Raw genomic sequence first — 12,857 nt, forward strand, 5'->3', positions numbered from 1 at the left:
AATAAATAAAAATAAAAATAATTTCATCCATAGCCTGGTTTGATAAAATTTATTTCTAATGATTATTTTGCTCAATGGAGAATTATTTTAATAGTATTTAAATGATTCTTTCTGGTCCGAGTCCTACAGAGTCAAAAATGATTCGATTTTCTATTAAATATCCTGGTAATGATTTTTGGATCCAGCTGTCAACTTCTTTTTTAATACTTTTAGGGAAAAGCATATGTATATTCGGTCCGGCATCAATTGTAAATGTTATTGGTAATTGTGTAAGGTTTTGGAATGCTTTTATTTCATTGATCAACCAAAGAGATTCCGGTTCAAGTAATATATATCCAGGCCTTGAACTCATCATTAAGCCATGCAAGGATAAAGCTTCTTCTTCGCAGATCATAGCAAATTCTGGAAATGCACCGGTGGCTAGGGCTGGAATTAATTTACTTATATTTTCATTTGCTTGTTGGATTCTTGACGCTCGATATGGATGATTTTCCATGAGTTGATGCCCTCCTGACGAGGAGACTAATTTTTCATTTTTATTGATGATGAAAATATAGTCTTGAAGTTCACGAAATATAGGGTGAATATTATTTATAAACGGAATTGCATAATCGTTAGCGCTGGATTCAACAGGAATTGATTCACCCCACAAAGCAGCGACTGGAAATACAGATCTTGCAGCAGAACCAGAACCCAATCGGGAAATTCTAGAGGCTGTTTTGTAAAACACGTCTTCGATATATGGTTGCTTGTTTATTTCGTTTTCTATAGAAACTAAACAAAGCGCAATAGCACTCATAGCGGAAGCAGAGGATGCGATGCCAGCAGAATGTGGAAAGGTATTCTTACTATTTATTTCTAGGTGTAATGATTTTAACCAATTATATTCGACTTCCAGTTTTTTAAGAAAATTACTAATTTTTGTTTCGAATGAGGGCTTTGGTTTTCCATCATAAAAAAAATTAAAACTACAAGTTTCTTGGTTTGGTATTACCTCCCATGTTATACTTGTATCTGTTTTACTTTCGGAGAGTGTAAAGCTTAATGAGGGATTCATTGGAAGCTGGTTTCCAAATTTTCCCCAATATTTAATAATTGCAATATTGGAAGGACTTATCCAGCGAATAGATTGGTTTTTCATTAATTTAAATCTTTTTTTAAATCAAATTCTTCTAAAACAGAATCCAGGAGTTCATCATCACCTGCATGATATTGGTCTTTAAGTTTATAGCCATTCATTTTTCCGAGTTGATTCCAATAAAAGGCAGTAAAACCACCTTTCAATTCTTTTATTATGGAATAAAATGGTTTATCTAATTCCCTTTCAATCATTTTTGTTAGCAAAAAACCTTGTGTTTTAGTTAGATTTTTGAGAGGCTTCTCAAATTCTTCTTCCAGTGTATAACTTATATTTTTAACAAATTTTCTTCTTTCTTTTTCAGATTGTCCTGTTGTTGCGGTTTGTAATTGATTGTATAATCGAACGGCATGAACAGCATATGGATAGACAACGGCAGCATATCGTTTATATTTTAAATAGCGTTCCTGTTCTTTTTGTTCCGTATAAAATTTAACAGGTTTTACAACAGCTTTTTCTAATTCAGCAAAAATGGTAGTATCTCCATTTCGAATCTGTACAATCACCGGTATGCCATCAATAATCGTTTGATATTCTTTATCTTCAACCTGAGCATTTACGCAATAGGGTAAAATTAATAGAATATAAAATAGTAGAAAATGCATGGTTTGATAACGCAAAATTGGGTTCTCTTATCACATGAAGGTAAGCTAAAAATTATTTATTTCAAAAAACAAGGTCTCCTGGGCTTCCATTGGTATGGTGTTAAAAGCGGGCAATGAATTTCAAATTAAGGGGGCGATGATTTTTATTAATTTGGATGATATTTTGACCAAAAACGCCGGTAAAGTTCTTTTTGTTTATTATCCAGATCGATATCACGGCCTTGAATAAATGCTCGGGTGACATGATTGCTTCTTATATCTAAGGCATCTCCATCGCTGATAAAAAGCGTAGCATCTTTTCCAATTTCAATACTGCCGGTTTGTTCTTCAATTCCCATTATTTTTGCAGCATTCAAAGAAATAGAAGCAACGGCTTGTTCGTATTCTAATCCATATCCTAAAGCATGTCCTGCCTGAAAAACTAAATTGCGTTGTTGCCAGAAGCCATTCATACTTAAACAGAATAGAATGCCTTGATCTTGTAGGATTTTTGGATTTTTATAAGGTTGATCAATGTCATCATCTTCCCGAAGCGGTAAACTATGAAGGTCTGTAAGAATTATGGGAATCTGGTTTTGTTTTAAAAAATCAGTAATTCTCCAGGAATCTGAAGCTCCTACTAATATGGGTGTAATGCCATAATTTTTAGCAAATTGAACGGCTTGTATTATTGCTTTTGCTTGATGTGCTCTGATGTAAAGCTTTTTTTTGGAAGTCCAAAGTAATCTTAATGCTTCAAATCCGAGGTTTTTTTCGAAATGTTGGCTTTGGTTTGCATAAGCAAAGGCTTCATCAAAGTAGTTTTTTATACTATTTAATTCTAACTGATATCTATCCTGCGTTTGTTGTTTTTCAGTATCAGAAGTATAATTTCTAAAGGACAAGCCAGGCCAATTTAAAAAAACACCATCATCTGCTTTGATTACGGCATCTTCCCAATTCCAGGCATCCAGTTGCAGGATGCTGGATTGACCAGATATAATGCCACCTTGAGGAATTATTTGAGCTAAAAGCATTCCATTACTTCTTACGGTTGGTATTATTTTGCTATCGGTGTTATATGCAGTTAACGAACGTACGTTAGCATTTAAGCTACCAATTTCCCGATCGTCCAGCGTTGCTTTAACCTGTTCTATTTCAGCTAAACCCAGATTGGTTGCCGGACAAATAAATCCCGGATATATATGTTTTCCAGAAGCATTAATTTTTGTTTTTACACCTTTACATTGATTGGAATCGATTCCAACATAGATTATTTTATTTTTTTCAAAAATAATTATTCCATTCGGAATCAGTGTTCCATTTCCAACATGAATGGTACCACCTTGAATACAAATTATTTCCTTTTGCACAGGGGCTGGAGCTGGTTGTGCCGAGGCATTTATGTAGAAAAGTATTAAATTCAGGAAAGACAATAAGAATTTATAGTTCATATACATTATTGAAAAAACGCTTTTAAAAATTGAATGATAGTTTAAATTTGATAAGCTTACGGTCATGCAAATATAAAAATATTCAGTTGGAAGTTTTTAGGAAAATGACTTATATTGTTTGCAGCCATATTTTTAAATTGAGAAAATCTTAATGTAATACCCGGTGAAGCTTATAGAAAGATAAATGCTAAACTGTTTTGAAACACTTGCTTCCTAATTGAGCTAATACTAAATTTGGCTTTTTCAAGATGTCCTCCGAAAGTATTGCCGGCACTCTTTGCGATTCCAGAATAATTTTCGATCTAGTATAAAAAAGAGAAGTACAAGGTATAAAGTTAAGTAATTCATTAGGTAAATCAGATTTCAAAAACTTTGCTTACGGAAAGAGAATTAACCTTGATGGTAATAACTTCATTACAATCACGAAAATGATTTTGTAAATTTATAGTTAAAATTTACCGAAGTCAAGTTTTAATTGCGCTTACTATAAAAATCGAGATAAACCGAAACATATTTAAAATTTTAAAGGCTTTTAATTCCAGTCCTTATCTTTAAACTTCTAATACCGAAAAAATAGCATGTAAATTAATAGACAAGGATATAGGAGTTATTAATTCAAAGGAATTGTGATATTATGGGATTTAAATATTGTTTGTAAATAGGATTTAATACGAATTGCCAGTAAAACACAATATAAATGAAAAAAGTATTTTTGGGAGGAACCTGCAATGATAGTAACTGGAGAACAGAAATTATTCCAGCTTTAGAAATTAATTATTTTAATCCCGTAGCGGATGTTTGGAAAATAGAAAATCAAATAGAGGAAATTAAACAACGAGAACTATGCGATTTTTTACTTTATGTAATTACCCCTAGAATGGAAGGATTTTATTCTATTGCTGAACTCGTAGATGATAGTAATAAGCAACCACTAAAAACAATTTTTTGTTATTTAGAAATGGATCCTGATGGTAGTATATTTTCAGCAGACCAATTAAAATCTTTAGAGGCTGTTGCAATATTGATTCGTAAAAATGGAGCCTTAGTTTTTAATAGTTTAGAGGAGATTGTTATTTATTTAAATTCAAAAAAATAAATTTAGGAGTTCTTATATAAATTCTGTTATTTGAATTCTTTTACTGCATTGGTAATTTACATTTTGCTAAAATGTAAAGATTTATTTTATTTGGATTGAAGTATATACTGTATAATGATTGAAATTGGAATTCAATAAATTTAGTTAGCATCCCCAATCCAAGGTCCATTTTTTAAAGTTTTATCCCAGGCTCGTAATGGATGTCTTGATGGATTTAAATTTTTATCTGTATCCCAGGGTTCAAATGCATTTTTGATATTTCCAAGACCTGAATTCGCTAATTCTGGATAATGTCTAAGGATGATAGTTTTCAAATCGGAATTGTCGATCCAAGCCATGCCTTCCTTTGTATAATATGCTTCCGTATAGCAATCTGTATAAAATCTATCTGATTGTAAGCGTCTGGTAGCATTCAAAATAAAAATTTGAAACATGGTTTCACCAAAACCGAAACCATCCGGTCTATGGCCTTCACTTAAAGTACCAACTAGTAAGTCTAATAATTCTACAGCTTCTGAATGAGGTCCATAAACATCTTTTAATTCCTGAATAATTTTAGGATCTTCTGTGAGGTCTTCAAATGTTTTAATTGGTAACAAGCCAAGTTGTCTTCTAAATTCATTATATCTGGGTACACCGCGTTCCCGTGCTCGAATAATATCTACCGCACCCATATCAAAAACGGGGTTAAAGGGTATGCTTAATTCCTGCATAAATTGAGGATAATTATGAAGTACTAATTGACCGGGATGTTGATTTCCAAACGAATAAAATAGGTCGACTAAAGGTACCTGTTTTGTAAGTTTAGCTGCACCGGACTGTCGGGTCTCCGGAAAGGGAAGATCCATTATTTTTTCTCCCGTACTGAATTTTTTAAGTTGTAGTTTTTCTGGAAGTAAAGAATGTAAACGATATACCTCTACAAATTCTTGCGTGAATGCAAAATGAACACCATGTTTATTAATCGGATTTCCAACGACGCCCCCTAATTCTGGATTTCTTACATTTATTTGAGAAACCGTTTTTAATTGTTTTCCTTTGGTAAATAAATTTGTAAGAATTCCATACCAATTTGCATTTAGGGCCGTATCTAAACCTTGATTTGCAAGAATAGCAGGCGTCCATTCGACGGAATGAATTTTTGCCATAGTGGCTGCATTTATTAATCTGGCAACATTAAATATTCTGGTATCATCCCAATCTGCATAATGCAATTTTAAGTGATCACAAATGGCATTATGTTCTCTGGTAAATAGGGTATGAAGTAAGGTCATACCAACCCACCAATTTCTTACAAACCCGGTTTGCTCTATTCCTTTCTGGTCTAATGGAAGTGTTCCATCCGGATTTACATTCAGTTTCCCATCAACTCCGCTTCGAAGTCGATCTACAGTCTCCTGATCGCTTCCATAAATTTGTGAACCATCCCACCAATGTGTAACTTCATTTATAAAACTTGTTGCAACTTCTTCTTTACCTTCCATACGAGTTGGATCCGCTTGTGTTCTCGGAATGAACATTTTTGTTTGAAGGAATTTTTTTCTTGCAGGGTCATTTTCAGAAAGTGGAACTTCAATTAATTCATTTAAATTATTTTCACCGTGATTAATCCAATCTGCATTTTGGAATTGTATCCAACAAGCTGCAAGCATATTTAAAAAAGGAACTTCTTTCATTTCCCCTTCGCGGCTCAATAACTTAAGCGATATTTCCCTGGGATTTGGAGTCAGTAAATGACTTCCTGTTTCTGGTATAACAGCATCAATTTGAATGTTTCTAGCAAAGCGTGTTCCAGCTGCGCCTTCCTTCGGATTTTCAAGGTTATTCCAACTGCCATCTGCGGTTCGATAATATTGTACGCCTTCCGGAGGCTTTTGACCAGCTTCTTGAAATCCTACTAAGCTACCTTTTGGATAGGTAGATTTAAGATTATTTTTATTTAATTTTTCTCGCATATAAGCAAGCGTTAAGATTCCTAACATCAAAGGTCTTCTATACCAATTTGTCCAGATTTTACCGCTTGTACCTACAAGTGATCCCCAGGTCTTAACTAAAAGTTCAAAGAAAAATGTTGAAATAGATCCACTTGCTTGTCCTAAAAATAATTCTATGTTTTTTAAGCGGGGATTTGCTACATGCGCTGGCAATGGATCTATAGGAATAGAACCAATACCTACAATGGGTTTCATTAAAAGTTTTTCACGTTCAAAATGATATACATCCGGAATCGGTATATTTACTTCTGTCAAGGCATTCGCTCTAAGTTTTTGAAGCATTTGATTCCATTCTATATTTGAAGGATCCGTATCCAATGCCTTTTGATATGCTTCCATTGCGAGTGGATACTGCTCATTGTGAAAATATGTTAATCCAAGTAATGCAAACATTTCAGCATTTGGCTCATGTTCAATTTGTAGTTTTAAAGAATGAATTGCATCTAAATATCTTTTTTGGTCTATTAAGGAGATGCATTCTTGCATAGCCTTTGAAATCTGAGAATTATTCATTCGTTTATTGTTTTAATTTTAATTTTATGGAATACAAGTTTACGAAATCAATTTGAATTCAAATTTTATGTTTTATTTCGCTCCTGAAGACTTGCTTCATATACTTTTTTACGAGCGCGATTCATACTTCCAAGAGGTTTGAAATTTGTTAAATCTAAATTCCAGGGATTAAATGAAATTGAATCTACTTCATTTTTTTTGTTTTCACTATTTTGGGGTATTACTAATTCTGCCACGGGTATAAAACTAGTATCGTCACCCCAGGATACGGTGGCATTTTCTATAGGAGTTGTTTCATTATTAATAAAAAATTGGACTTCAAAAATATATTTTATATCTGAAACACGCAGTTCATTTGCAAATTTTGTAGCTAAATCCTTTTCTCCTAATTTCAATTGTTCAATAGCTGGTTTTACTTTGGTCGGTCGCAAGCGGTATTTAACAGCGATCGTATTTTCTGGTTTGTTCATATTTCCAATAGCGATTGGAGCTCTGCTCCAAAAAGTTTCGGAAGACAAACTTTCAACTTTTAAGTTCATTTGTTTTTTAAGTGTATTTGCAATATGCCAAGCAGTTTTTAATCCAAGATGTTTTATTAAAAATGGGAGGGCTCCAATAAATCCTGCGATTTGATCTTCTAATGGAAATCGATCTGGAATTAAATCGGCTATTATATCTTTTTCTACACCGGCTTTGATCGCTAACATAGCTTCTCTGGCATCTTTTGCATGGTGAAGTTCGGCATTTGTCATCAGGAAATCATGATTGCCAGAAGCGGTTTCAATACGAATAGCGAGTCCGCGTAAATCGGGTTTAGAATCATCTTGAGTAAGCTCGCCACTGGCATTTGAAAAACGAAGTATACATTTATATTCTTTACCTGGCTGCAAAAAACCAAAGGAAAGATCTTGCGGGAAAACAGAAGTTGGAAGTATCTTAAAATAAGCATCTGTAATGCCGATCAAAATTTGTGCATGATTTGCCCTTCTGGATATGTTTTCATTGTCATTTTTGTAATGATTTACTATTTTCCGAATGTCAATTGCCAGTTGGTCAAAGAAAATAGATTCTTTTTCCGGACTTCCATTTTCAAATAATCCTTCTTCGTTTAAATATTCTTCTTTCCAATTATCGTTGTTAATCATGGTTTTAGATTTTTAGAAATTAAGGCTTATGGTCAAAGTTAAGAAATACCAAATGCAAAATATAAAGAATTTATGTACTCAATATTTTCAATTCTTAGGAATGGATTTGGATCTCAATTTATTTTATAGAATAAAGGGTTTATCCCAATTAAAATTTTAGCAATTCAATTCTAAATTCTGGACATGTATCTTAAATAAATTGGAACCTATAATTTTGTATTTTTAATCTCCTTTAATTGAAGGTTGTATTTCTAACGATTCTAAGGTCGTAGTAAAATGCTGTCTATACCTTTTGTTCAAATGATTTCAGGTAAGCCGAAAGTGAAGTGTTCATAATGTGATTCCAACCTTCTTTAAAGTTTCCGATAGCAAAATCAAGATTTTCTTTTGGAAAACTTTCAATTCCACGATGTGTAAGCCTTAAAAGCGTTTTGTTTTCTTGTTCAAAGAGTTCAAAGCTGACATAGGATATACCAGAATATCCTAAATAAGACCAACTATAGCTTAATTTTTTTTCATGAATCATTTCCGTAATTTCACAAAGATGTATGTATTCTTTTTCGGGACTTGGTCCGCCGGAAAATTGAAATTTAAATCCAATTTCAGCTTTAAATTCTGGCAAATCAAAATACCATTTTTTCATTTCATTTTTATCTGTAAGGGCATTCCAAAGCTTAGCTGGTGTGGCATTAAAAAGTCGTTCTAGTATAATTGGTGAATTTTCCATGATTTAATTTTTTATCGTTTATTTTTCTGTTAAATGTATTTCAAGGGCATCTAATTTCAAGTTCCAGAATATTTTGTATTGTTCTATCCATGTTGAAATCAATTGAAGGGATTCTAAGTGTGCATGACAATACCGTTCTCCACCCTGCTTCGTAATATGGATTAAACCACATTCTTCCAGAATTTTAATTTGTTGAGAAATCGCTGGTCTGGTAATTTGAAAATAATCTGCTATAGTATTCAAATTCAACGATTTATGGGTAACTAGTTGAATTATATTTCGTTTAGGAGGATCTTGTATCATTTTAAATGCAGCTCACCACAGGTGGAATATTTATATATGAAGGTATTTATCTATAAATATAATTTGATTCTTAAAGTTTTCAGGTTTTTTCTAATCTGACGAATTCAAACTGAACTATTGAATGTAAAAGGTATATCATGGTGTTAAGCTTTTATAATTTATGAGCGGGATGCTTCAATTATCTAAATTAAATGGTTACCTTGATGGTTATTAGCTTCAATAACCAAATTGGATCTATGATAAACATTGAACGACCCCTTTAGTATTCTTATTGATAGTTTTATAGAAAACAAGGTAGGGCTCGTAGAAAATTTTATTAGTGGTTCTCTAGCAACTCATCTCAAAGTAAATTTAGAGGAATTATTTTCTGCCCAGAAGTTTCAATTGGCCGGAACCGGAAATGCATTAGATATAACGCATAATAAATTAGTGCGAAGTGATTTAATTTATTGGTTAGATAAGACACATAATAATGCAGCAGAGGATGCATTTTTCAAACTCATGGAAGAATTTATTAGATATTTAAATAGTACTTGTTATACTGGAATTACAGATTATGAATTTCATTATGCCTTGTATCCAATGGGGACATTTTATAAGAAGCATAGAGATCAATTTCAAAATAATAGGAGTCGACAATTCTCTATGATTGTGTATTTAAATTCAAATTGGAAGGAAGAGGATGGTGGAGAATTATGCATTCACCATGTAAATCATTTGCAACGAATTAGTCCAATCAATAGAACGGCAGTATTTTTTAAAAGCAGCGAATTGGAACATGAAGTTTTATTGACGAATGTTCCGAGAATGAGTATTACGGGTTGGTTAAAAACAAACGTTTAGCAGCAGGCCAATAATACGTTAAAACAATTCACAGTAGAGAACTCTTAAGCATACAAAATATATTATACTTTTATAAAAGGGCGGGCACTCACTCGCCAACGCTATCACAATGATATAATTTTTTTGGTTTTGAGTTAAAGTTTTCAGTAGTCTCCCCTGCTGTTTTATATTTGATCAATTTTTGAAGAATGCGATTGCGTTCTAATTGAATTTCAGATCGAAGTTTTTGATCTTCTTCTTTATCAAAGAATTTTATACCATCAATAAACGTAAAATCTGCAGAAGCCTTCATGGATAATGGATGGTCATTCCAAAGCACCAGATCTGCATCTTTACCTATTTTAACACTACCGACACGATCTTCAATATGTAATAATTTTGCCGGATTTAGAGTTACAAATTTAAGCGCTTCCTCTTCCGGTACATTTCCATACATAACCGCTTTTGCAGCTTCCTGATTGAGCCTCCTGGCCATTTCAGCATCATCGGAGTTAAAGGCAGTAACGACGCCTTGATCATGTAAAATGGCACCATTATATGGAATGGCTTCATACACTTCAAATTTATATGCCCACCAATCTGAAAATCCTGCTGCACCAGCACCATGTTTTTTTAATTTATCTGCTACTTTATATCCTTCCAGTATATGCGTGAATGTATTTACTTTAAAATTGAATTGTTCAGCGACCTTCATCAGCATATTAATTTCGGACTGCACATAGGAATGACAAGTAATAAAGCGTTTGCCATTTAGAATTTCAGCAAGCGCATCTAATTCTAAATTCCGGCGAGTTTCAAGTGGTTTAGTCTTTCTCAACACATCATAATCACGAGCTCTCGAAAAAGCATCTATATAAACTTGCTCTACACCCATTCTGGTATCTGGAAAACGATTATTGTTGTTACCACCACTTCGTTTTACATTTTCTCCAAGCGCAAATTTTATAAATCCATCGGCATTTTTATATTTCATTTCTTCCGGAGTAAAGCCCCATCGCAACTTAATTAAAGCGGTTTGACCACCAATTGCATTGCAGGAACCATGTAAAATATGTGAAGTTGTTACACCACCTGCTAGTTGACGATAGATATTAATATCTTCAGAATTAATGACATCTCCGATACGAACTTCTGCAGTGGAAGTTTCAGTACATTCATTTACACCACCATGTACAGCTATATGAGAATGCTCATCAATAATTCCAGCAGTCAAATGTTTATTTGTAGCATCAATTAATATTACATCTTTTGCTTTTAAATTTTTACCAATATCAACAATTTTACCGTTTTTAATCAGCACATCCGTTGCTAATAAAATTCCTTCTTTTTCATTTGTCCAAACGGTAGCATTTTTAATTAAATAGTTTTTGGCAATCGGTTTTTGTTTCCAACCATAGGCAATGAATGGATAAATTACATCTCCGATGACATCCGTTTTTGCAAGTACACTAGTATCTTTTTTCGATATGTCTTTATTTAAGAAAGATATACGCTTAAAGGAAATAGGAATCCAGGTTCCATTTTCTAATTGTGCTTTTCCTTCCCAATCTTGCCCTGCTAAATAAGTTGAAAAGAGGATTTGACCTTGAGGATTACCACGATTCAATTTTCCTGAAAAATAACGATCTGAAACTTTCCCACTGAACGTTACTTTTGACGAATCTGTAGCTTTTAGTTTAATATCTATAAAATCAATTTTGGTTGTAATCGTTAAAATATAATTTATACTATCCAATAACATTTGATATTCTCCGGCAATAGCAGAATTTGGATTTTGTTTTGTAAAATTAAATCGTGTACCCTGGATCCAGTTTTCTTTAATATTTGTTTTTTCTGTAAATAACAATCCATCAGTCACAATAAAATTTGCAAATTTTCCAATTCCTAAAGTTCCTGCTTTATCTTGTATATTGAGATAGCGAGCCGGTCCCATCGTTAATGCATGCAATGCTTGAGATTCTGTTAAACCGCGTTTCAATGCCAAACGAACGTTTGTTAGTAATTCGGATCTATGTTTAAGTTCCTGGCTGGTAAGGAGGAAAGGGATTCCTTGTTTTGCGAGTATTGCCAGGTTTGAAGCTGCCATTTCCCAATGTTTGAGATCCGCAAGATCAATTTGCAGATTTTCATAAGGATCTTCAATATTATAGGCCGTTGGAAAGCGCAAAGGCACAATAAAAGGGCTTCCTACCGAGGTCATTTCAGTTGCTCGTTGGTATTCATTGCCCGCAGTTTTTATGATATATTGAATATTAAATTCTTTAGCTATGGCATGAATTCGTAAAATATCGAGCGGTGATCCGGCTATAAATATTTGGGGTAATGCTTGTAAGCGATTCCATTCTTCAATAGAAAAATTAACTTCCTTTTTCTTTATTGCTGTTTGATATAATTGGCCATCCAGATAGGATTGTCTCAATAAAGCAATCGAACCCATTAAAGAACCAGGATACTCTTGTGCTGAACTTCCTTTATTAAAACTTAAAACATGGGCAGACTCTGGGATCAAGATGAGCTCGTGTTCATTTGCACGATTTAAACTTACAACCGTAGCTGAACCCCTTGAAATTCCATCTGGCATATGGGTTTGTACGATACCATAACCGGCTTCCCTATATTTGTTTGCTTCTTCTTCTTTATAATTAAATAATTGACTCGCTTTTGTTTCTGAGCGGAGTGCTTCATTCCATGAAAACGCACCCTCTTTAGCACTGAGCGTTGCATTATTCGAAACGTATCGTTTTGCTTCAGGCATCCCATAATCACAAAGTGGTTCGATAAAGGATGGATATACATGCATGCCTTGTAAATCCACTTCCAATGCTTCTTTTGGATGATGAACGATTTTTCCGATTTCTTCAATGATGCCATTTCGGATTAATAATTCTCCAGAAATAGACGAATTACTCGTATCCGGATGCAGCATAGCATTTTTTATAAGAATCAGCTGATTTACTGGATTTCTAACACCATTCACAGGGAATGTAATTTGTGCATGCAAACAAGGACATATACTAATGAATACTAGAAAGGAGAAGAACAAACGCATGAAAATAGCTT

At 33.5% G+C, this 12,857-nt stretch carries 10 protein-coding genes; 2 read left to right on the plus strand and 8 right to left on the minus strand.

Annotated elements, in window-relative coordinates:
- Positions 1–97: 97 nt before the first annotated feature.
- From IPO86_02745 to IPO86_02755, 3 genes are all read right to left on the minus strand, one after another.
- On the minus strand, positions 98–1,141 hold the full coding sequence (locus IPO86_02745) for a diphosphomevalonate decarboxylase (protein ID MBK9727015.1): 1,044 nt from the start codon (positions 1,139–1,141) through the stop codon (positions 98–100).
- Positions 1,141–1,743, minus strand: a complete 603-nt coding sequence (locus tag IPO86_02750) for a DUF4294 domain-containing protein (protein ID MBK9727016.1) — start codon at positions 1,741–1,743, stop codon at positions 1,141–1,143. The genes IPO86_02745 and IPO86_02750 overlap by 1 nt, the downstream gene beginning before the upstream one ends.
- 146 nt (positions 1,744–1,889) lie before the next feature.
- Positions 1,890–3,176 carry an amidohydrolase family protein gene (locus IPO86_02755; GenBank protein MBK9727017.1) on the minus strand — a complete coding sequence of 429 codons (1,287 nt, stop codon included), beginning with the start codon at positions 3,174–3,176 and terminating at the stop codon, positions 1,890–1,892.
- A 697-nt stretch (positions 3,177–3,873) separates the two neighbouring features.
- Here IPO86_02755 and IPO86_02760 point away from each other — a divergent pair.
- Positions 3,874–4,272: a hypothetical protein gene (locus IPO86_02760; protein ID MBK9727018.1), complete on the plus strand. Its 399-nt coding sequence runs from the start codon at positions 3,874–3,876 to the stop codon at positions 4,270–4,272.
- Positions 4,273–4,412: 140 nt separating this feature from the next.
- On the opposite strand, the gene IPO86_02765 is transcribed toward IPO86_02760, so the two are convergent.
- The 4 genes from IPO86_02765 to IPO86_02780 all read right to left on the minus strand — a co-directional run bounded on the left by IPO86_02765 (position 4,413) and on the right by IPO86_02780 (position 8,954).
- Positions 4,413–6,779: a peroxidase gene (locus tag IPO86_02765; protein MBK9727019.1), complete on the minus strand. Its 2,367-nt coding sequence runs from the start codon at positions 6,777–6,779 to the stop codon at positions 4,413–4,415.
- A gap of 65 nt (positions 6,780–6,844) precedes the next feature.
- Positions 6,845–7,924, minus strand: a complete 1,080-nt coding sequence (locus IPO86_02770; protein ID MBK9727020.1) for a catalase — start codon at positions 7,922–7,924, stop codon at positions 6,845–6,847.
- A 283-nt stretch (positions 7,925–8,207) separates the two neighbouring features.
- Positions 8,208–8,651, minus strand: a complete 444-nt coding sequence (locus tag IPO86_02775; protein MBK9727021.1) for an SRPBCC domain-containing protein — start codon at positions 8,649–8,651, stop codon at positions 8,208–8,210.
- Between the two features lie 18 nt (positions 8,652–8,669).
- Positions 8,670–8,954, minus strand: coding sequence for a helix-turn-helix transcriptional regulator (locus IPO86_02780; protein MBK9727022.1), 285 nt, complete (start codon positions 8,952–8,954; stop codon positions 8,670–8,672).
- A 246-nt stretch (positions 8,955–9,200) separates the two neighbouring features.
- On the opposite strand from IPO86_02780, the gene IPO86_02785 reads away from it, so the two are divergent.
- Entirely contained in the window at positions 9,201–9,797 is a 597-nt protein-coding gene (locus IPO86_02785) for a 2OG-Fe(II) oxygenase (GenBank protein MBK9727023.1), read from the plus strand.
- An 88-nt stretch (positions 9,798–9,885) separates the two neighbouring features.
- Here the strand turns inward: IPO86_02785 and IPO86_02790 are convergent, their stop codons facing one another.
- The gene (locus IPO86_02790; protein MBK9727024.1) at positions 9,886–12,846 is read right to left on the minus strand and encodes an amidohydrolase family protein; all 2,961 of its coding nucleotides are present in this window, start codon (positions 12,844–12,846) and stop codon (positions 9,886–9,888) included.
- Positions 12,847–12,857: the final 11 nt, after the last annotated feature.

Source organism: Saprospiraceae bacterium (assembly GCA_016717265.1).
Lineage (GTDB): Bacteria > Bacteroidota > Bacteroidia > Chitinophagales > Saprospiraceae > Vicinibacter.